Below are 18,838 nucleotides of genomic sequence, written 5' to 3'. Positions count from 1 at the left end.
GGATCACCGATGAACGTGCAGGCCACGGCCGATCGGCAGCAGTTCAACTGGCTGCTCGCCACCTTCGTTCAGCAGACCGACGGCGTACGGGATGCCGTGGCCGTGTCTTCCGACGGACTGCTCGTGGCCGCGTCGGACGGGCTCGAGCGCGGCGACGCCGACCACCTCGCGGCGATCGTGTCGAGCCTGGCCAGCGTGGCCCGCAGCGCGTCCCGCCGGTACGACTTCGACGGCCTCAAGCTGATCATGATCGAGATGCGGCGCGGGTTCCTGCTCGTGTCGGTGATGCCCGGCGGCAGCTGCCTGGGGGTGGTGGCCGGCTCGGAGAGCGACGTCGGCCTGGTCGGGTACGAGATCTCGCGCCTCGCCGACCGGTTCGGCGCGATGCTGACCCCGGCGCTGATCGCCGACTCCCGCCGGCACCTGCGGCCATGAGCTCCGACGCCCCGGACGACGTGTTCCTGCGCCCCTTCATGGTCACCGGCGGGCGCACCCGGCCCGGCACCGACGGGCTGCGGGTCGAGACGCTGCTGCACGCCACCCCGGCCGCCCTGGCCGCCCCGCTGCGCTTCGAGGCCCGCCGGATCGTCGCACTGTGCCGCACCCCGCAGGCCGTGGCCGATGTCGCCGCGGCGCTGCGGCAGCCGCTCGGCGTGGTCCGGGTGCTGGCGGCCGACCTGGTGGCGGCCGGGCATCTGCGGATCGAGGACCAGCTCGGCGAGCTCCCGCTCGCGTTGATCGAGAGGATCAGGGACCGTGTCAGCGCGCTCTAGTGCCGTGTCCGCCCCGGTCGCCGTCAAGATCGTCATCAGCGGCGGGTTCGGCGTCGGCAAGACCACGTTCGTCGGGGCGATCAGCGAGATCGAGCCGCTGGTGACCGAGGCCGAGCTGACCGAGCGCTCGCTGGGAGTCGATGACACTTCCGCCGTACGGGCCAAGACGACGACGACCGTGGCGCTCGACTTCGGCCGGATCACCCTGGACGACGCCCTGCTGCTCTACCTGTTCGGCACTCCGGGGCAGGACCGGTTCGCGTTCCTCTGGGACGACCTGGTCGACGGGGCCCTGGGCGCGATCATCCTGCTCGACACGCGGCGGCTGGAGGACTGCTTCGCCGCCGTCGACTACTTCGAGGACCACGACATCCCGTTCCTCGTCGGCGTCAACGCCTTCGACCACACGCGGCGGTTCGACCTGGCCGAGGTGCGCGACGCGCTCGGCCTCGACCCGCGCGTGCCGGTCGTCGAGTGCGACGCGCGCCGCCGGGATTCGGTGAAGGGAGTGCTGATGGCCCTGACCGAGGAAGTGCTGACCCAGCGCCTGGCCAAGTCGCAGGCGGCGGCGCCGTGGTGAGGGCCCTCGCCGCGCTCGCACTCGTGGCTACCCTGGGCGCCTGCTCGGCCTCGACGACGGCGATCACCCCCGCGCCCGGCGTGCCGATCGCCGTTCCGTGCGGCACCGTACGGATCGCGGTGAACCCGTGGGTCGGCTACGCGGCCAACGTCGCGGTCGTCAGCTATCTGCTGCGGCAGGAACTGGGCTGCACGGTCGAGACCCGGGACCTCACCGAGGACGCCTCCTGGCAGGGCCTGGCCCGCGGCGACCTCGACGTCATCCTCGAGAACTGGGGCCACGACGAGGACAAGAAGCGCTACATCGACGACCGGCGGGTGGCCGTCGAGCATGGCCTGACCGGCAACAAGGGCGTGATCGGCTGGTACGTCCCGCCCTGGCTGGCCGCCGCGCACCCGGACATCACCGATTGGCGCAACCTCAACAAGTACGCCGGGTTGTTCCGCACCGGCGCGTCCGGGCAGCGCGGGCAGTTCCTGGCCGGCGACCCGTCCTTCGTCACCAACGACGCCGCGCTGATCCGCAACCTCAAACTCGACTTCACGGTCGTCTACGCGGGCAGCGAGAACGCGCTGATCGAGGCGTTCCGCCGGGCCGAGCGCAGCCGGACCCCGCTGATCGGCTACTTCTACGCCCCGCAGTGGCTGCTGTCGGAGATCGACCTGGCGCACGTGACGCTGCCCCGCTACACACCCGGCTGCGACAGCGACCCCAAGAAGGTGGCGTGCGACTACCAGCCGTACGACCTGGAGAAGATCGCCCGCAAGGGATTCGCCGAATCCGGCAGCCCCGCCGCCGAGCTGATCAAACGGTTCGCCTGGACCGACGACGACCAGAACGCCGTGGCCCGGGACCTGACGGTGGCCCGGCTGAGCCCCGACCAGGCCGCCCGGCGCTGGCTCGACGCGAACCGGGCGACCTGGCAGGAGTGGCTGCCGCAGTAGCCTGCACCCATGACGGATCTGCTGGGCCAGGTGCACGCGGCCGCGGGGCCCTATCTCGAGTCGCTCGCCACCCGCCCGGTGCAGGACCGCGACGCGCTCAAGCTGCTGACCTCCCTCGGCGGCCCGCTGCCCGCCGCGGGCGAGGACCCGGCCCGCGTGATCGAGCGGCTGCTGGCGGTGGGCACGGCCGCCGGCACCACCTCGTCCGGTCCACGGTTCTTCCACTTCGTGACCGGCGGCGTCACCCCGGCCGCGCTGGCCGCCGACTGGGCCGCCGCCCTGCTCGACCAGAATGCGTTCTCGAAGATCTCGTCGCCGTTCGCCCACGAGGCCGAGACGGTCGCCCTGAGCTGGCTGCGCGAGCTGTTCGGGCTGCCCTCGAGTTGGGGCGGGGCCCTGGTCGGCAGCGCGACGTTCGCCAACTTCACGTCGCTGGGCTGCGCGACCAGCTGGTGGGGTTTCCAGCACGGCGTCGACACGGCCGAGGACGGCTTGGCCGAGCTGCCCCGCATGCCCGTGCTGTCGTCGGGCTACGTGCACGCCAGCGCCCGCAAGGCGTTGCAGATGCTCGGCCACGGCCGCAACTCGGTGACAGTCTGCGCCCGCGACGGCGTCGGCCGGGTCGACCTGGCCCTGATGCGCCACCACCTCACCTCGCTGCGCGGCGCCCCCGCGGTCATCATCGCCAACGCCGGCGAGGTCAACGCCGGCGACTTCGACCCCATCGCCGAGCTCGCCGACCTGGCCGAGGAGTTCGGCTGCTGGCTGCACGTGGACGGCGCGTTCGGCTTGTTCGCGGCCCTGTCGCCCCGGACGGCCGGGCTAGTGACCGGAATCGACCGCGCCGACTCGATCGCCGCCGACGGGCACAAGTGGCTCAACGTCCCGTACGAGAGCGGGTTCGCCCTGGTCAAGGATCCGAGCCGGTTGGGTGCGGCGTTCGGGATGCCTGGCGCGGCCTACCTGCCCGGGGCCGGCGATCCGGCCGCCGGCTACGCCCTGACCGGCCCCGAGTCGTCCCGGCGGGCCCGCTCCCTGCCGATCTGGGCGACGCTGGCCGCGTACGGGAAGGAGGGTCATCGCGCCATGGTCGAGAAGCACCTCGATCTGGCCCAGCGCCTCGCCGGCCTGGTGGATGCCGCGCCGGACATCGAGCGGCTGGCTGAGGTGCCGTTGTGCATCGTCTGCTTCCGCGCGGCCCCACCCGGCGTCAACGACTTGGATGCCTTCAACCGGCGGCTGGGCGCCGCACTGCTCGAGGACGGCCGCGTCTACGCCGGCACCACCGTCTACGACGGCAAGGTCGCCCTGCGCCCCGCCATCGTCAACTGGCGCACCACCGAATCCGACATCGACTTCTTCGTCGACGTGATCCGCCAACTGATCCAAGACCTCCGCTGACGGCCCGCCGATCCTGATCTCCCGTCCACCCTTTCGCGCAAGCAACGCGCGTCGAGGCGTTCGTGACGCTGCTGGACTCGTGCTCTGCACCTGATTCCCGGCGTTTCCGCTCGGGTCAAGCGGCGAGACGGCAAGCTCGACCTGTGGGGTCTGCGGCAGAGGATTTCCGGTGGTTCTCTCAAGATCTGCCCCTGGGCCCGGATTTTTGCCTGACCTTTGTGCGGGCCTCGAGCCCTGGGGAGGTTCTGGCCCGGCTCGGCGGCGTGGATCCGATCGACTTCCAGGGGAACGCGAACGTGCCGTACGTGGATCTCGATCCCGGTGACGGACTTGTGTTCCTGGCGGTGGCCGACGTCGGTGGATGGACCATGATCGTGGAGCCGAACGGCTTCTTCTGCACCGATAGGCAGGTAATACCTGTGTTGTCCGCAGGTGGTGAGCAAGTCACGTTCTATCGTTCCGAGCACACTGCGCCGGAGTTTCTTTGGGCGGTCGACGGCGACGTTCAGGTGGGTTTCTGCCCGGCGGGCGACGACGACCGGTGGGGCACGGATCCGCGGCGGCTCGACCAGGTGCTCGCTGAGCTGGGCTTCGGCGAGGAGGTGGTCGAGGACTTCAAAGCACTGACGCTCGCGTTGATGCATCACATCACCGGTGTACGGCTCACTCCTGCCCTGTTGGGAAACGCGATGTTCCGGTGCGCATTTGCACCGGATCCGCTCGGTGCTCTGATCGATCCAGGGGCGCTCGCGCAAGCACAGCAGGATTTGGCCGATGCCGGGTCGGGGTACGACCCGCTCGACGATCCGTGGTCGATCTACGGCATCCGCGATCCGCGCGTCCAGGCCACCGGCGAGGTTGGGCTCTGGCTTGCGACCCACGACCAGGATCTGCCGGTCGGACTGGCCTACGCGGATCAGCACCTCGTGCGGGCAGCCGCCAGATGGATGCGCGACTGGGTCTTCGCCAAGGCCGAGCTACTCGACCAGCCCTGGTTCATGCCGCGGCGTGACGCCCTCGACCGCGGGGAATCGATCCCGGCCGGCGACCGAGAGGCCATCCGGCGCCGGCTGACGTCGGCTCCGGACCCGGTGTCGCACCCGGCGGGGGAACAGGCACCCCTCGGCTGGCGCCACGAGCAGGCTTTCACCCTTATCGATGGGCCGCTCCCGGATTCACCCGTAGCGCAGTTCGGTGACGCGTTCCGCGCCGCCGTGATGGTCGACATCTCCCACCACGGCCGCGCACTCGCCGACCTACGCCGAGCATTCCCCGAGCTTTTCACCCGGCGCAATTGATCAATGACCGCATCCGGATGTGCCGCGAGTCGCGCGCTGGTCAGCCCGGTGTCGTGCGTGTTCGCCCGCGAGGATCGGATCACGCACTCGCCGGCAACGCCCCATAGGATGCGAGCGTGCCCGAACTCGAAGTAGCCAGCGACGAGGCTTGGCTGGATTGTCTCGGTGTCTCGCCCAAGACGGAAGGCATATCGGGTGGCGAGTACGTGCGCGAGTTGCGGATCCCGGTCACGGACGCCGAACAAGTTCAGATCACTTGGGATGTCACCGACGACAGCGTTCGGGTACGCCACCATCGAGACGGCGGGATCGTGTTCGACATGTTCCGCGAGATGGCCACGCTGCTGACGGTGGCCAAGACAGGGCTCGGCGCGGAGGTCATCCTCGAGTCCGGCTCCAGCGGCTGGTCCGGGCGCGCTCGTATCCAGATTCTTCCGGCGGTCTTCATCGAGGACACGCTGCTGCGCTCGTGAGACGCACTCATTTGCCGCGGATCGTGCGCGCCGAGCGGGTTTCCGCTGTTGCCAAGGCGCCGGGGGCCGGAGAACCCGGCGAGTTGTTGATCAGTAGGCGTTAGGCTCCCGGCGGGTGGGGAAGCAATCGACGAGGTGGAGTCGGCATGGGTGCCTGGGACGTTGGGCCGTTCGACAACGACACTGCTGCCGACTGGTGCGGTGACTTGGACGAGGCTGCGCCGGAGGAACGACCTGTGCTGATCCGCGAAGTGCTGAGCCGGGTGGCCGAGCACGGTGACGAGTACCTGGACAGCGGCGAAGCGGAGGAGGCCATCGCTGCTGCGGCCGTTGTCGCGTCGCAGCTGCCGGGCGGGACGGCGGTCGATACTGCCTATGCGCCCGATTTCCTGCTGGAAGGCGGCAGCGTCGAGGTGGACGACGATGTCCCTGCGATAGCGGTGCGAGCTCTCGACCGGATCGTCCGGGAGGATTCGGAATGGCGCGACCTGTGGGAAGAGTCCGAGGAGTCGTATCCGCTGGCGCTCGCCTCGGTGCGGTCCATTCGCGCAACCCTCGAGGAGGCGATCAACCAGTGAGCTCAGCGTCGACCACATCGCGGGCGAGCAGCTCGAGCTGGCGTAGGTAGTCGTCCTCGAAGTTACTGACGGCGCTCGACGCTGCGCGCAGCCTCACCTGAGATGGCTGAACCGGGGATGAGTGTCTGGTCGGCGTAGATCATGCTGTATGTATGGCGCTCGTTGATATCTGGCCTGTCCTTGGCATAGGTGTGCACACGCCTACGGTCGATTTGTTCGTACCGGACCAGGAAGCGCTGGAGGCGCTCGCGCGGCTTGCTGCAAGAGGCATCTATGACCCGCAGAACCAATACCTCCCGCGTACACCCGTAGGCGGATGGGAAGACGTCGCGTCACCCGAGGCCGAACGTCGCTTCCTGCGCTACTACTGGGCCGCGTTCGCCGACTGGCGGCCCGAGAAGTGGAACTTGATGCTGGCTGCCCGCATCGACGGCGTCATCGTCGGTGTGCAGGAGATCGGAGCGCAGCACTTCGCCGTGACCAGGACCGTCTCCACCGGTTCCTGGGTGGGCCGCCAGTTCCAGGGAGCCGGCTACGGCACGGCCCTGCGTGAGGCGGTCCTGCACCTGGCTTTCGACGGGCTGCGCGCCGAGCGGGCCGACACCGCGGCCTGGGTCACCAACCACGCCTCGCTGGGGGTCTCGCGGGCGATGGGCTATCAAGAAAACGGCACCACGACCAGAGCCGCGGACGGAAAGCGGGTGGAACAGGTCAATCTGACGCTCCGGCATTCCGACTGGCGCCGGTCACCGGAGGCCTGCACCGTCGTGGGTCTCTCGCCGGGCGCATCGGAGATGCTGGGCCTGCCGTCGACGCCAAACGTCCGAACCGCCAGGTGACGTCTGTGCGGCTCCCATGGTTGCCCGTGGTCGACGCCGCTCAGTTGTGGTTGTTGCTGGGCTTGGCCGTGGCGCTGCTGATTCCGGCTCGTCGCCGGGACCGGGGGGCTGTTGCGGTGGCGTTCGGGGCGCACCCCGACCCATCTCTGCCGGGGATACCTCAGGTAGCTCTCCAGCCGTGCAGGGCCAGCGGCTCGCCGCGGGCGATGGCGGCCAGCGCGACCCTTACGTAGTCCACCAGGTCGGCCGGGAGTGCGTGCTCGTCGAACCATTGCAGCTCACTGCATTTGTCTGGCTCGGCTATGCGGGGCTCGCCGCTCCAAGTGTCGACGTTGAAGAAGAGGTTGAGGTATTCCGAGTCGTCGGCGTCCTCGGCTGCGGAATGCAGGAGCAGGGCCAGGTGGCAGTCGGGCGGGTTGACCTCGATTGCCAGCTCCTCCCGCAGCTCGCGGATCAGGCCGGAGATTGCGTCCTCGCCGCCGTCGAGGTGGCCGGCGGGGAGGCTGTATTGCCCGTCGCGGTAGCCGGTGTTCGCCCGGCGCATCAGGAGCAGTCGGGGCCCGTCGCGGAGGATTCCGTAGACGGCGACTGCGGCTCGGAACGGCATCGAGTGAGCCTAACGATCGAGGCGTCGTAGCGTTGTCTCGACGGTGGCCTCGACCCGGGAAGTCATGCCGGGCACGTCGACGGGGTGACGGCCGGCGACCTGACGTTCGATCCACTTCGGGCCGTCGTCGTTGTAGTGCAGCAGGGCGTACAGGTCCCACCACGGGTCGAGAGTCACCCCGGCGATCGACTCGTAGAGCGACCGCAGTTGGTCGGCCCATTCGGGCGTGTAGAGGGCGGCCAGGTATCGCCGGCAGTGTCCGATGTCGATCGCGCGTGATCCGCGGTGGATGGAGTTCCAGTCGGTCAGCCCGGTGATCCTCCCGCGTGACCACAGCAGGTTGACGGGCAGGAAATCGCCGTGCAGAAAGACGGTGGTGTTCCTCGGTGGCGGCGTTGTCATGGCGTCGAAGGCCGCCTTCCATACGGCCGGCTTTTGGGCTCCGGCCGGCACTCGGAAGGGTGGAGTGATCCAGGAATCCGTCCAGGGGTCGAACGTTTTCGCGGGGAGATCGAGGGAGTGCAGCAACGCGGCAAGTTCCGCGATTCTCGTCAGCCACGTTCGAGGTTCCGCCGGGCTGAGGCCGACATGCCCCGGCAGCCGGGTCATCAGCAACGAGGGTATGCCCCCGGTTGAAGCGCCGCCGACATCGGAAGCCAGGATGCGGGGGACCGGAAGCCCGCTGTCCGCCACCACGCCCAGATTGGCGATCTCCTGGGCCAGGCTCGCCTGCAGGCCGAGGTCGTCCGGGTATTGCCGCAGGACGACGAAGGTGCGTGTTCGTTGACGTTCGACAGTCAGCCGATGCATGGCCGAGCTGACGCCACCGGTCAACCGGCGCCAGCCGACGACGCGACTGCTCGGGCCCATCGACGCCGCGACCCAGTCGAGGGTCTGCGCGGAGGGGCGGCGCTGCCGGAACCCGCCTTCCCGCCAGTCGCCGTCGGTCATGAGGATGTTCGCCGAGCGTTGAGCCGGGCCGTGAGCAGCTTCTGTTCCAGGCGGCTCGCGAGCTCGATGAAGTCGCTCTGCTGGTCGTTCGTGAGGATCTCGGTCATCACGGTCTCCACCGTCGACCACAACTCGACGACTCGGGGTTGCAGCGCCCGCCCCTGCTCGGTCAGCGAGACGACCATGGCGCGCTTGTCCTTCTCGCCGGGGCTGCGGGTGAGCAGTCCCGCCTGTTCCATGCGCCGGACGGTGCGCGAGACGGTGGAGTGGTCGAGCCGTACGGCCCGTTGCAGGTCGGTGTGGGTCTGGCCGTCGGCGTCGTAGAGCTGCAGCAGGATCAGCTCCTGGCCGGGGTAGAGCCCCAGCTCGAGCAGCATGTCGTTGGCGAAGTTGTGCATCGCCCGCCAGAGCGTGAGCGTGCCGAAGCTCAACGGCGCGAGCGCGGACAGCGCGGTTGTGTGCATGGGCGGCTCGGTGTCGTCCGGGGCCACGGGCATCTCCTCTGCTGTGGTGACCATCACTTGCAATACAGGGCCAGCCACATAAATATGGGGCCAGCCAAGCATTTGCTTGGCCAGCCACATAAGTCGTGGGAGTTGAGCTTAATGAAGGCCATGCAGATGAGCGAGACCGGCCCGGCCGACGTCCTCGAGCTGGTCGAACTGCCGGACCCGCAGGCCGGACCCGGCGAGGCCCTGGTCCGGGTCGAGGCGGCCGGCGTGAACTTCATGGACGTCCTGCGCCGCAAGGGTGTGCCCTTCGACATGCCCACGCCGCTGCCGTTCGTCCCGGGTGCGGAGGTGGCCGGCACGGTCGTCGCGCTCGGTGCCGGCGTCGAGAGCCTGGCAGTGGGTGACCGGGTCTTCGGGCAGGCCGGTCCGCTGGGCAACGGGGGTTACGCCGAGCTGGTCGCGACCAGGGCCGAGGGCCTGTTCCCGGTGCCGGCCGGTTTGGATCCCGTACGGGCGGCGGGTCTGTCTGTCGTCGGTGTGAGCGCGGCCGTGCTGCTGATCGGGGCGGCCCGGTTGAAGGCGGGGGAGACGGTGTTCGTGCCGGCGGCCGCGGGCGGGTTCGGCAGCTACGCGGTGCAGGTCGCCAAGGCCCTCGGCGCGACCGTCATCGCGGGCGCCGGCACCGAGGAGAAGCGGAAGATCGCGGTCGATCTCGGCGCCGACCACGTCATCGACTACCGTGCGCCCGGCTGGACGGAGGAGATCAAGCGGCTCACCGGTGGCCGCGGAGTCGACGTCGCCCTGGAGCTGACCGGGCCGGGCCACCTGGCCGAGACGCTCTCCGTCCTGGCCACCTTCGGGCGGGTGGTCGCCTACGGCTACGTCGGCGAGTACGACCGCCCGATCGACTCCGCCGCGGTGAAGGCGTCGCTGTTCAACCCCGCCCCGGGCCACGAGCTGATCGGCTTCAACGTCGGCTACTGGTTCACCGACCGCCAGGCGGAGACCGGTGCCATCACCGGGCAGCTGATGGGCTGGCTGGCCGACGGCACGGTCTCGCTCCCGCGCGTGACGAGCTTCCCGCTGGCCGAAGCCGCCGCCGCCCACACCCTGCTGGAACGCGGCGCCACCATCGGCAAGGTCGTCCTCGTCCCGTGATCGACATCGCCCAGCTCGTCGGACGCTACGTGGCCACCTGGAACGACACCGAGTCCGCACACCGCCGAGCCGAGATCGACGCGATCTGGGAACCGGACGGCCGATACTTCGACCCGGTCAACGCCGCGACCGGCCCGGACCAGATCGACGCCATGATCAGCGGCTTCCACCGTCTCCACCCCGGCGTGACCTTCCGGCCGGCCGGCCCGATCGACGCCCACCACGAGCTGGCCCGGTTCGGCTGGGAGTTCGGGCCCGAAGCCGGCGAACCGATCGCCACCGGGATGGACGTCATCGCACACACGGCGAACGGCCGGCTCGCCACGGTGTACGGCTTCTTCGACCCCGCACCGAGCTAGCCGCGGCCGAGGGCGCGTCGTGCCCGGCCACCGGGAACATCCCGGTCGCGCGCTACGGCCTGGGGGATTACGCAGGTCGCGAGGAGCGCCCGGTTCGGGCTCGATGCGGTTGGGGGCGGCCAGGACCCGTACGGGAAAGGGTTTGTGCTGCCCGAGGTGGTGGAGGCGTTGTCCCGCGGGACCGAGACGGTCACCCTGTACGCCTCGGAGCACGAGGACCCGCGGTTCCTGTGGGTGCGTGACGGGGCGGAGCTGGTCGAGTTCGCGTCCCAGGAGGGTGTCCCGAACACGTAGGACATCGGCCTCGTGACCGGTGGGACGCGGGATTTCTAGCGTGAAGGCCTCGACAAGCAAGACCGGGAGGCCTTCTCATGGGATTCATGACCCGATCGACCGCGCTGAAAGTCGCGGCCGTGCTGTCGGTGCTGGTGGCGATCATCGGCATCGTGGCGTTCGACCTGCCCAACCTCGTGCTCGGGGCGGAGGACAGCCGCGATCCGTTCGCGCTCGTGCTGGGCAGCTTCACCTCCGACGTGGTCGCGCTCGTGGCCGCGTACGGGGCCTGGCGCCTGCAGAAGTGGGGCGCGGTGCTGCTGATCGCGGTCAACGCGTTCTGGATCATCCAGGCGGTGGGCTCGCTGCTGTTCGACACGGGTGCGGGGGCGATCGCGTTCGCGTCGGTCATGCTCGTGCACCACGTCACGGTGATCTCGCTCTGCCTGTGGCGGGAACGGGTGGTCAGTGCGGTCTGAGGCGGCGGCCCGGCGGCTCTACCAGCTGCTCTACCCGTTCCTGCTTATCTGGTACGCCTTCGTGGTGGCCGCCCTGTGCGCGGTGGCCGCCACCTGGCCGCACCGGCCGATCGGCTCGCTCGACGAGATCCCCTGGTGGTCGCACGCGATCGCGTTCGCCGTGGTCGCGGCCAGCTGGGCCCCCGTGTCGGCCCACCTCGACCGCAGCGTCTACCAGCTCGCCTTCGGTCAGCGCGACAACGCGTACGAGGTGGCCGGCCACGTCTCCCGCCAGCTTCTGCCCTCGGTGGCGGCCGCCCTCGCTAGCACCATGAGCCTCCCGTACGTCGAGATCGAGGCCGACGGGCGGGTGGTGACCTCGCACGGGGCGGCTCCGGAGGGTGCCCCGATCACCGCCATCCCGCTCACGTTCCAGGGCCACCCGGTCGGCACCCTGCGGGTCAGCGCGCGCCGCCGCCGGGACCGGCTGTCGGCCGCCGACATGCGGCTGCTGGAGGACCTGGGGCGCCAGGTGGCGATCACCCTGCACGCGACCGAGCTGTCGGCCGCCGTGCAGCAGTCGCGCGAGCAGCTCGTGGCCGCCCGCGAGGAGGAGCGCCGCCGGATCCGCCGCGACCTGCACGACGGTCTCGGCCCCACGCTGGCCTCGCTGGCCCTGCGGCTCGGCGTCCTGCAGCGCAGCATCGAGCCGGACCCGGCCGCCGCGACCGCGCTGGCGGCCGAGCTGCGGGCCGACGTCCGCCAGGCCACCGCCGACATCCGCCGCCTGGTCTACGAGCTGCGCCCGCCCATGCTCGACGAGCTCGGGCTGGTCGAGGCGCTGCGCAACCTGACCGGGCTGCCTCGCGTGGTGACTGCCCCCGACCCGATGCCCGCGCTGCCGGCGGCCGTCGAGGTCGCCCTCTATCGCATCGCCGCCGAGGCCCTGCACAACGCGGCCCGGCACGCCGAGGCCACCGGCTGCACGATCACCCTGGCGACCGATCCGCACGCCGTGACCCTGACCGTCACCGACGACGGCCGCGGCCTGCCCGGCGACTATCTTCCCGGGGTGGGCCACCGCTCGATGCGCGAACGCAGCACCGAGCTCGGCGGCACGCTGCACATCGGCCCGGCCCCCGGCGGCGGCACCGAGGTCGTCGTCACCGTCCCGCGGGCCACCCGATGATCACCGTCCTGATCGCCGACGACCACCCGATGTTCCGCCGGGGCCTGCGCGCGCTGCTGGCCACGATGCCCGACGTCGAGGTGGTCGGCGAGGCCACCGACGGCGCCGGGGCCGTCGCCCTGACCGAGTCCCTGCGTCCCCGGCTGATCCTGCTCGACCTGCACATGCCCGGCGGTGACGGCCTGACCGCGATCCGCCGCCTGACCGCCCTGGCCGAGCCGCCGCACATCCTGGTCATCACGATGTTCGAGGACGACGACTCGGTCTTCGCGGCGCTGCGGGCGGGTGCCCGGGGCTACGTCCTGAAGGACACCGACGAGGAGGACCTGACGCGGGCCATCCGTTCGGTCGCCCGCGGGGAGGCCCTCTTCAGCCCGGCCGTCGCGGGCCGGATCGTGACGTTCTTCGCGGCCCGGCCGGCCGATCCGTTCCCGGGACTGACGGCCAGCGAGCGCAACGTGCTGCAGCTGATGGCCCGGGGCCGGCCCAACGACGCGATCGCGGGGGCGCTGGGGCTGAGCCCGAAGACGGTCCGCAACTACGTCAGCAACGTCTTCGCCAAGCTGCACGTGGCCAGCCGGGCCGAGGCGATCGCCCGGGCCCGGGACGCCGGCCTCTAACCGAGCTTGCCCCGCACGACCAGTGCCCAGCACAGGCAGCCGAAGGCGGCGGTGGTGGCGATGGTGCGCACGAGGTTGAAGGCGACCCAGCGGGCCTCGTTGAAAGCCTCCCGTACGGCGGCCAGGTCGGTGATGGTGTCGGGGGAGCCGGCCGCCTTGAGCGCGTCGTTCATCGGCACGTTGACGGCGACGGTGATCCCGAAGACCACGATGTAGAGCACCAGCGCGGCCAGCACCCAGGGCAGGATCTGGCGTCCGGGGCTGAGGAAGGCGGCCACGGCCGTGAAGAGCAGGGCGCCGCCGAAGCTGAGCATGAACCAGGGGTTGATGATCGCCCGGTCCAGGGCCTGGAACGCCCCGATGAAGGTGCGGTCGTCGCTGCGGCCCAGCCCCACCATCACCGTGTGCTGATAGAGGCCGAACACGCCGGCCATCAGACCCGTGGTCATCGTCGCCGCGATCAGTGCGGTCACTCTCAATGCGAACATGCCCCCAGTCAACCGGCGGGCCGCGCCGCGGAACATCGCTGAGGATCCAGGGCCCATAAGCGATGGGCTCAGGCGGGGTGTGACTTGTCCGACGTCCCGTCAAGTCGGCCCCCGCGCCGCCGATCACCACCGAGTCCGCAACTCAGGCGCAACCGGCCGGAGACCCCATGCCCGCACTGCCGCGAGAACCCGGCGCGACCCGTTCGAATCGGGCGTGGCTGTGGTTCCTGCTGGTCGGCCTGGCCGCCGCCGTCGCCTACGTCGTGCTCCCGCCCAACCAGGTCACCAACTGGATGTTCCCGGCGATCAACACCGCCGGGGCCGTGGCGGCCTGGATCGGGTTGCGGCGGGGCCGGCCCCGCAACCGGGCGGCCTGGATGATGCTGGCCGCCGCGCTCTCCCTGTCGGCGGCCGGTGACGTCATCTTCGCCGGCTACGACGTGGTGCACGCCGACCCGCCGTTCCCGTCGGTCGCCGACGTGCTCTACATCGCGGCGCACCTGCTGGCCGTCCTGGCCGTGGTGCGGCTGAGCCATCACGCGGGCCGCGACAGCATCCTCGAGGCGGGCGTGCTCACGGTCCCGCTGGCCCTGCAGTACTGGATCCACATCATCGGCCCGACCCTGAGCGGCGGCGGCAACGGCCTGGCCGTCCTGGTCGCCGTGGGCACGCCGGTCGGCACCCTGATCGTGCTGTTCGGCGCGCTGCGGGCGGGCCTGAGCATGGAGATGCGCCGCGCGCCGGCCCGGCTGCTGGTGGCGGGCATGGTGGCCTGGTTCGTCTCGGACGCCTACTACGCCACGGCCAGCCTGAACGGCACGTACGAGTCCGGCGGCTGGATGGACCTGGGCTGGATGCTCATGCCGCTGCTGCTCGGCGCGGCCGCCCTGCACCCGCAGATGCCGCAGCTCAACGTCCCGCTGCACGTCTCCACCAACATCCTGAGCGTACGGCGGTACATGCTGGTCATCGCGGGCGTGCTGCTGCTCGACGCGTACGCCGCGGTGACCGTCGACGGCGCGGACCAGCTCGTCAGCGTGGCCGTCCTGGTCTCGGCCAGCCTGGCCGCCATCCGGATCCGCCGCCCGCTGCGCGACATGGGCCGGCGCGCCACCCAGGACTCGCTGACCGGGCTGCCCAACCGCACCGAGCTGCTCCGCCGCCTCACGTTCGCGCTGGCCGAGCTGCCCGCCGACGGCAGCAGCAAGGTCGCGCTGCTGTTCTGCGACCTCGACCGGTTCAAGGACGTCAACGACAGCCTGGGGCACGCGGCCGGCGACCGGATGCTGGTCACGATCGCCGAGCGGATCGTCGCCTCGGTGCGCGACGGCCGCGACATCGTGGCCCGGCTCGGCGGCGACGAGTTCGTCATCCTGATGCCCGAGGCCTCCGACGCCGACACCGACGTGGTGGCCGAGCGGCTGGTCACCACGTTCACCGAGCCGATCGTCATCGACGGCGTCGAGCTCTACCCCTCGGTGTCGGTCGGCGTGCGGACCACCGACGACTACAAGGCCGACCCGGCCGAGCTGCTGCGCGACGCCGACACGGCCATGTATCGGGCCAAGAGCGGCGGCCGGGGCCGGGCCGAGCGGTTCGACGACCGGTACGCGGCCGAGGCCGGCGCCCGGCTCAAGCTCGACACCGACCTGCGCCACGCCCTGGCCAACGGCGAGCTGGAATGCTTCTACCAGCCCGAGATCGACCTCGCGACCGGCCGCCTGTACGCGCTGGAGGCCCTCGTGCGGTGGCGGCACCCGGAACGTGGGCTGCTCTCGCCCGACGCGTTCGTGCCGCACGCCGAGACCGTCGGGGTCATCGGGCAGGTGTTCGAGCAGGTGCTGAGCCAGGTGCTGACGCAGCAGGACGTCTGGCAGCGCGAGTTCGGCTGGCGCCCGCCGGTGGCCGTCAACGTGTCGCCGCGCCAGCTCAGCGACGCCAGGCTCGTCCCGCTGGTGCTGGCCGCGCTCGAGGCGCACGACGCGCCCCCCGAGACGCTGATCCTCGAGGTGACCGAGACGGCCCTGGTCGACGACACGGTCATGACCGGCACCCTGGCCGAGCTGCGCCGGCACGGCGTGGCAGTGGCGGTCGACGACTTCGGCACCGGCTATTCGTCGGTGTCGCGCCTGGCCGACCGCCACTGGGACGCGCTCAAGATCGATCGGAGTTTCGTCTCGGACATCGCCGTCGACGAGGCCCGCGAAGGTGTGGTCCGCGCCATGATCGCCCTCGCGCACTCGCTCAAGCTGCGGGCGATCGCCGAGGGCGTCGAGGACGAGGCGACCCTGGCCAAGCTGATCGACCTCGGCTGCGACGCCGCCCAGGGCTACTTCTACGCCCGTCCCGCCGACGCCGCGGCGACCACCGAGATGATCGCCGCGTCGCCGCAGTGGGAGGCGGTGCCGGCCGCGGCCTAGGCGACCGGCTCGATCCAGATGTTGCGGTACTGCACCTTGTTGCCGTGATCCTGCAGGCGGATGGCGCCGGTGGCCGGGCCCTCCGGGATGTTGCCGCCGGTGCCGTTCGGGATCTCGACGTTGTTCTGGACGGTCGTGCCGTTCCAGACCACCGTCACTCGGGCGTTCTCGGTCTTGGCGCCGGCCTCGTCGTAGCGGGCCGCCCGGAACGTGATGTCGTACTTCTGCCACGTCTCGGGGGCGGTCGCCATGTTCACGTCGGGCGCCTTGACCGTGTAGATCGCGCCCGCCTCGTTGTTGTCGAGCGTCGTGTCCCCGTACGAGTCCAGGATCTGGATCTCGTAGCGCTCCTGCTGGTAGACGCCGCTGTTGCCGCGGTTCTGCCCGGTCACGTCGGGCGGGAGCAGCGGCACCTTGAACTCGACGTGCAGCTTGTAGTCGCCGAACGCCTCGAGCGTACGGATGTCACCGCAGCAGACCTCGGTGGCGGCTCCTTCTTTAAAAGGCCACTGCGGGCGCCGGCCGTCGGTGTGCTGCCAGTTGTCGAGGCCGTTGCCGTCGAAGAGCGTGATCCGCGTGCTGGGCTTGCGGACGCTGATCTGGTCGAGGTTGACGTGCCCGGAGTCGGACGCGTCGACCCGCCACTGGATGGTGTTGACGCCCTTGGAGAGCTTGAGCGTCTCGTAGACCGACGCCCACTCGTCCCACGTGACCGTGGACGGCAGCGACACCTGCCGGATCTTCTTGCTGTTGACGTAGACGCTGACCGTCTTGGTGCCGCTGAACGGGTTGGGGCCGTTGGAGTAACGCAGGCCGACCTTGTAGTCGCCGGCCTTGTCGACCGTGACATGGTTGGTGGTCGACGCGTTGAGCGAGCCGAACCCGGCCACGAAGCCGATGCCGGAGAAGCCGCGGTGGTCGGTGGCCAGCGACGCGCCGCCCTCCCGGTTGCCCTCCTCGGCCTCGTAGAAGACCTGCTGGGTCTGCGGGCCGGGCTTCTCGTTCATCGTGTACCAGGCCTCGGTGCTCCACAGCGTCTCACCGTCGGCGGCCGCGAAGGGGCGCGGGGAGCGCAGGTGCACGACCCGGTCCTTGCGCAGCCCCGGGACGGTCAGGGTCACCGTCTTCTTGTCACCCGAGACCTTCGCGTCGGTCACCGTCAGCGTCTCGCGGTCGACCTCCGGGCCGCCGTACTGCGCGGTGGGGACGTAGCGCCACTGCTCGACGGTGTATTTCGCCTTGAGGCCCTCGATCGTCGCGGCCGCGAGCGGCTTGGTGTATTCGACCTTGAAGCCGGTCTGGGTGGCCTTCATCGTCTTCATGTCGAAGACGTTCTTGCCGTTCGGAGACAGCTTCTGCAGTCCGAACCGCAGCTTGCCCTCCTGGCCCCAGTTGCCGTCCGCGCCGAGCCCGCCGACGTAGAGCGCGCCGTCCGGCCCGATCGACACCCGGTTGACACCGGCCTCGAGACCCTGCGTGTGCCGGAAGATCGCGCCCTGCTCGACGCCGTGCACCGTCTCCAGCGCGGCCCGCTGCAGCCCGCCGTACGTGACGTCGCCGATCACGAACTGGCCCTTGTACGGTCCCGACTTGAGCAGCACCGGCGTGCTGGGGGAGTTGCCGATCTGGTTCTGCGGGATCCACAGCACCGGCCGCGTCACGGGGTTCGCGTCGAACTTGCCGTCCGGGTTGGTGAAGTGGTTGTAGAACGCGTCCTCGGAGATCTTGAGCAGCTTCGAGGAGGGGAGCCAGCCGCCCTGGTTGTCGGTGACGTAGATGTCGCCGCCCTCGCCCCAGCCGATGCCGTTGGGCGTACGGAGGCCGCCCGCCACCGTGGTGACCTTGCCGCTCTTGCGGTTGACCACGATGTGCGTGCCGCGCCCGCCGACCGGCTGCGGGTCGGTCGTCGCGCCGCCCAGGTTGATCGAGACGCTCAGGTTGATGTAGAAGTTGCCGCCCTTGTAGAGCAGGCCGAACGCGAACTCGTGGAAGTTGCCGCCGAAGGGCCACGTCGCGACCGTGCGCTTGGTGTCGAGCACGTCGTCGGAGTTCGTGTCCTTGAGCTCGGTCAGCTCGTGCTTCTGCGACACGTAGACCAGGCCGTCGACGACGGCGATGCCCATCGGCTCCTTGAGGCCTTCGGCGATCTTCTTGTACGTGACCTTCTCCGGCCCGGTCGTGCCGGTGACGTTGGAGACCAGGTAGACCTCGCCCAGCACCTTGTCCGAGCCGCCCCACGTGCTGATCAGCATCTTGCCGTCGGGCCGCCACGCGATGCCCGTGACCTGGGGCTCGAAGCCCGGCGGGCGCAGGTTCGTCAGGGTGTACCCCGGGTTCACGGCGTTCAGCGGCAGGCCGTCACCCGGCGCGTCGGTGCCCTCGGCGCACTCCTTCTGGCCGGGCGCGGTCACCCGGACGACGCCGGCGTCGGTGGTCAGCGCGCTCGTGGGAACGACCTCGAAGTCGCCCGCGCCCGGCGTCTTCCACGACAGGGTCAGCCGCTGGCCGCCGGTCTTGTCGAAGTGCTCGACGCGCAGCTTGTGCACGCCCGCGGTCAGCTCGACCGTGCCCTCGCCGGGCGGCTCGACGTCGTGCAGGCCGTCGTGGTCGACCACGAGCGCGTCGTCGATGTAGAGCTTGGAGCCGTCGTCGCTGACCAGCCGGAAGGTGTACGCCCCCGCGGCCGGCGCGGTCAGGTTGGCCAGCGCGTGCGTGACGAAGTTGTCGTTGAGCCCGAACTGCTCGGTGGTGGACCAGTCGATGTTCGTCATCAACTTGTCCACATTGGGGGTCTGGCTGGGCTTGAGCTCGCAGACCTTGCTCATCGGCAGGCCGATGTCGTACGTCCGGAGGGTGACGCCCGGCTCCTGCGGCGGATCGGCGGCGGCGTAGGCCGGCGCGGCGGTGAACGTCCCGACGAGCAGGGCGGCCACGAACAAACGTTTCATCGGCACTCCAGGGTTACCGCGTGAATTCA

At 70.1% G+C, this 18,838-nt stretch carries 21 protein-coding genes; 16 read left to right on the top strand and 5 right to left on the bottom strand.

The genetic code is table 11. From position 1 onward, the window contains the following. Nucleotides 1-9: 9 nt before the first annotated feature. The 9 genes from JKJ07_RS33945 (at nucleotide 10) to JKJ07_RS33905 (ending at nucleotide 6,886) form a co-directional block, all read left to right on the top strand. The gene (locus JKJ07_RS33945; RefSeq protein WP_202996041.1) at nucleotides 10-435 is read left to right on the top strand and encodes a roadblock/LC7 domain-containing protein; all 426 of its coding nucleotides are present in this window, start codon (nucleotides 10-12) and stop codon (nucleotides 433-435) included. Beyond that, the gene (locus JKJ07_RS33940; RefSeq protein WP_202996040.1) at nucleotides 432-773 is read left to right on the top strand and encodes a DUF742 domain-containing protein; all 342 of its coding nucleotides are present in this window, start codon (nucleotides 432-434) and stop codon (nucleotides 771-773) included. Before JKJ07_RS33945 ends, JKJ07_RS33940 begins: the two co-directional genes overlap by 4 nt. Continuing rightward, nucleotides 757-1,353, top strand: a complete 597-nt coding sequence (locus JKJ07_RS33935; RefSeq protein ID WP_202996039.1) for a GTP-binding protein — start codon at nucleotides 757-759, stop codon at nucleotides 1,351-1,353. The genes JKJ07_RS33940 and JKJ07_RS33935 overlap by 17 nt, the downstream gene beginning before the upstream one ends. Then, on the top strand, nucleotides 1,350-2,297 hold the full coding sequence (locus tag JKJ07_RS33930) for an ABC transporter substrate-binding protein (protein ID WP_202996355.1): 948 nt from the start codon (nucleotides 1,350-1,352) through the stop codon (nucleotides 2,295-2,297). The genes JKJ07_RS33935 and JKJ07_RS33930 overlap by 4 nt, the downstream gene beginning before the upstream one ends. A 9-nt stretch (nucleotides 2,298-2,306) precedes the next feature. Then, a complete protein-coding gene (locus tag JKJ07_RS33925; RefSeq protein ID WP_202996038.1) occupies nucleotides 2,307-3,698 on the top strand; it encodes a pyridoxal phosphate-dependent decarboxylase family protein in 1,392 nt (463 codons plus the stop codon). 62 nt (nucleotides 3,699-3,760) lie between these two features. Beyond that, entirely contained in the window at nucleotides 3,761-4,996 is a 1,236-nt protein-coding gene (locus JKJ07_RS33920; RefSeq protein WP_307834545.1) for a DUF6461 domain-containing protein, read from the top strand. 116 nt (nucleotides 4,997-5,112) lie between these two features. Next, the gene (locus tag JKJ07_RS33915) at nucleotides 5,113-5,469 is read left to right on the top strand and encodes a hypothetical protein (protein ID WP_202996036.1); all 357 of its coding nucleotides are present in this window, start codon (nucleotides 5,113-5,115) and stop codon (nucleotides 5,467-5,469) included. Between the two features lie 146 nt (nucleotides 5,470-5,615). After that, entirely contained in the window at nucleotides 5,616-6,047 is a 432-nt protein-coding gene (locus JKJ07_RS33910) for a DUF4259 domain-containing protein (protein ID WP_202996035.1), read from the top strand. 152 nt (nucleotides 6,048-6,199) lie between these two features. Beyond that, nucleotides 6,200-6,886 carry a GNAT family N-acetyltransferase gene (locus tag JKJ07_RS33905; protein WP_202996034.1) on the top strand — a complete coding sequence of 229 codons (687 nt, stop codon included), beginning with the start codon at nucleotides 6,200-6,202 and terminating at the stop codon, nucleotides 6,884-6,886. Between the two features lie 160 nt (nucleotides 6,887-7,046). On the opposite strand, the gene JKJ07_RS33900 is transcribed toward JKJ07_RS33905, so the two are convergent. From JKJ07_RS33900 to JKJ07_RS33890, 3 genes are read right to left on the bottom strand one after another with little or no spacing between them, the layout of a single operon-like run. Further along, nucleotides 7,047-7,493, bottom strand: coding sequence for an NUDIX hydrolase (locus tag JKJ07_RS33900; RefSeq protein ID WP_202996033.1), 447 nt, complete (start codon nucleotides 7,491-7,493; stop codon nucleotides 7,047-7,049). Nucleotides 7,494-7,502: 9 nt separating this feature from the next. Beyond that, the gene (locus JKJ07_RS33895) at nucleotides 7,503-8,444 is read right to left on the bottom strand and encodes a phosphotransferase family protein (RefSeq protein WP_202996032.1); all 942 of its coding nucleotides are present in this window, start codon (nucleotides 8,442-8,444) and stop codon (nucleotides 7,503-7,505) included. Further along, complete coding sequence (locus JKJ07_RS33890) at nucleotides 8,441-8,962, bottom strand: MarR family winged helix-turn-helix transcriptional regulator (RefSeq protein WP_202996031.1); 522 nt, start codon at nucleotides 8,960-8,962, stop codon at nucleotides 8,441-8,443. The genes JKJ07_RS33895 and JKJ07_RS33890 overlap by 4 nt, the downstream gene beginning before the upstream one ends. 87 nt (nucleotides 8,963-9,049) lie before the next feature. On the opposite strand from JKJ07_RS33890, the gene JKJ07_RS33885 reads away from it, so the two are divergent. The 6 genes from JKJ07_RS33885 to JKJ07_RS33860 all read left to right on the top strand — a co-directional run bounded on the left by JKJ07_RS33885 (nucleotide 9,050) and on the right by JKJ07_RS33860 (nucleotide 12,953). Next, entirely contained in the window at nucleotides 9,050-10,054 is a 1,005-nt protein-coding gene (locus JKJ07_RS33885) for a quinone oxidoreductase family protein (protein WP_202996030.1), read from the top strand. Then, on the top strand, nucleotides 10,051-10,413 hold the full coding sequence (locus JKJ07_RS33880; RefSeq protein ID WP_202996029.1) for a nuclear transport factor 2 family protein: 363 nt from the start codon (nucleotides 10,051-10,053) through the stop codon (nucleotides 10,411-10,413). The genes JKJ07_RS33885 and JKJ07_RS33880 overlap by 4 nt, the downstream gene beginning before the upstream one ends. Nucleotides 10,414-10,557: 144 nt before the next feature. Continuing rightward, nucleotides 10,558-10,707, top strand: coding sequence for a DUF6461 domain-containing protein (locus JKJ07_RS33875; protein ID WP_202996028.1), 150 nt, complete (start codon nucleotides 10,558-10,560; stop codon nucleotides 10,705-10,707). Nucleotides 10,708-10,793: 86 nt separating this feature from the next. Next, the gene (locus JKJ07_RS33870; protein ID WP_202996027.1) at nucleotides 10,794-11,165 is read left to right on the top strand and encodes a hypothetical protein; all 372 of its coding nucleotides are present in this window, start codon (nucleotides 10,794-10,796) and stop codon (nucleotides 11,163-11,165) included. Continuing rightward, on the top strand, nucleotides 11,155-12,333 hold the full coding sequence (locus JKJ07_RS51950; protein ID WP_202996026.1) for a GAF domain-containing sensor histidine kinase: 1,179 nt from the start codon (nucleotides 11,155-11,157) through the stop codon (nucleotides 12,331-12,333). The genes JKJ07_RS33870 and JKJ07_RS51950 overlap by 11 nt, the downstream gene beginning before the upstream one ends. Continuing rightward, on the top strand, nucleotides 12,330-12,953 hold the full coding sequence (locus tag JKJ07_RS33860; protein ID WP_202996025.1) for a response regulator: 624 nt from the start codon (nucleotides 12,330-12,332) through the stop codon (nucleotides 12,951-12,953). The genes JKJ07_RS51950 and JKJ07_RS33860 overlap by 4 nt, the downstream gene beginning before the upstream one ends. Here the strand turns inward: JKJ07_RS33860 and JKJ07_RS33855 are convergent. Next, nucleotides 12,950-13,441 carry an anthrone oxygenase family protein gene (locus JKJ07_RS33855; protein WP_236030387.1) on the bottom strand — a complete coding sequence of 164 codons (492 nt, stop codon included), beginning with the start codon at nucleotides 13,439-13,441 and terminating at the stop codon, nucleotides 12,950-12,952. The genes JKJ07_RS33860 and JKJ07_RS33855 overlap by 4 nt on opposite strands. A gap of 167 nt (nucleotides 13,442-13,608) precedes the next feature. Between JKJ07_RS33855 and JKJ07_RS33850 the strand changes: the two genes are divergently transcribed. Then, entirely contained in the window at nucleotides 13,609-15,861 is a 2,253-nt protein-coding gene (locus tag JKJ07_RS33850; protein ID WP_202996024.1) for a putative bifunctional diguanylate cyclase/phosphodiesterase, read from the top strand. Here the strand turns inward: JKJ07_RS33850 and JKJ07_RS33845 are convergent. Next, nucleotides 15,858-18,809, bottom strand: coding sequence for a 3-keto-alpha-glucoside-1,2-lyase-like domain-containing protein (locus tag JKJ07_RS33845; protein WP_202996023.1), 2,952 nt, complete (start codon nucleotides 18,807-18,809; stop codon nucleotides 15,858-15,860). The genes JKJ07_RS33850 and JKJ07_RS33845 overlap by 4 nt on opposite strands. Nucleotides 18,810-18,838: the final 29 nt, after the last annotated feature.

Origin of the sequence: Paractinoplanes lichenicola, assembly GCF_016785085.1 — a bacterium.
Lineage (GTDB): Bacteria > Actinomycetota > Actinomycetes > Mycobacteriales > Micromonosporaceae > Actinoplanes > Actinoplanes lichenicola.
This window is presented reverse-complemented; position numbering and strand designations above follow the sequence as displayed.

Bases quoted from the DNA above. Each gene is read 5' to 3' on its own strand.
- JKJ07_RS33885 (WP_202996030.1), top strand. From the start codon at position 9,050: ATGAAGGCCATGCAGATGAGCGAGACCGGCCCGGCCGACGTCCTCGAG.
- JKJ07_RS33925 (WP_202996038.1), top strand. From the start codon at position 2,307: ATGACGGATCTGCTGGGCCAGGTGCACGCGGCCGCGGGGCCCTATCTC.
- JKJ07_RS33900 (WP_202996033.1), bottom strand. From the start codon at position 7,493: ATGCCGTTCCGAGCCGCAGTCGCCGTCTACGGAATCCTCCGCGACGGG.
- JKJ07_RS33945 (WP_202996041.1), top strand. From the start codon at position 10: ATGAACGTGCAGGCCACGGCCGATCGGCAGCAGTTCAACTGGCTGCTC.
- JKJ07_RS33855 (WP_236030387.1), bottom strand. From the start codon at position 13,441: ATGTTCGCATTGAGAGTGACCGCACTGATCGCGGCGACGATGACCACG.
- JKJ07_RS33845 (WP_202996023.1), bottom strand. From the start codon at position 18,809: ATGAAACGTTTGTTCGTGGCCGCCCTGCTCGTCGGGACGTTCACCGCC.
- JKJ07_RS33910 (WP_202996035.1), top strand. From the start codon at position 5,616: ATGGGTGCCTGGGACGTTGGGCCGTTCGACAACGACACTGCTGCCGAC.
- JKJ07_RS33940 (WP_202996040.1), top strand. From the start codon at position 432: ATGAGCTCCGACGCCCCGGACGACGTGTTCCTGCGCCCCTTCATGGTC.
- JKJ07_RS33850 (WP_202996024.1), top strand. From the start codon at position 13,609: ATGCCCGCACTGCCGCGAGAACCCGGCGCGACCCGTTCGAATCGGGCG.
- JKJ07_RS33890 (WP_202996031.1), bottom strand. From the start codon at position 8,962: ATGGTCACCACAGCAGAGGAGATGCCCGTGGCCCCGGACGACACCGAG.
- JKJ07_RS33905 (WP_202996034.1), top strand. From the start codon at position 6,200: ATGGCGCTCGTTGATATCTGGCCTGTCCTTGGCATAGGTGTGCACACG.
- JKJ07_RS33860 (WP_202996025.1), top strand. From the start codon at position 12,330: ATGATCACCGTCCTGATCGCCGACGACCACCCGATGTTCCGCCGGGGC.
- JKJ07_RS33870 (WP_202996027.1), top strand. From the start codon at position 10,794: ATGACCCGATCGACCGCGCTGAAAGTCGCGGCCGTGCTGTCGGTGCTG.
- JKJ07_RS33895 (WP_202996032.1), bottom strand. From the start codon at position 8,444: ATGACCGACGGCGACTGGCGGGAAGGCGGGTTCCGGCAGCGCCGCCCC.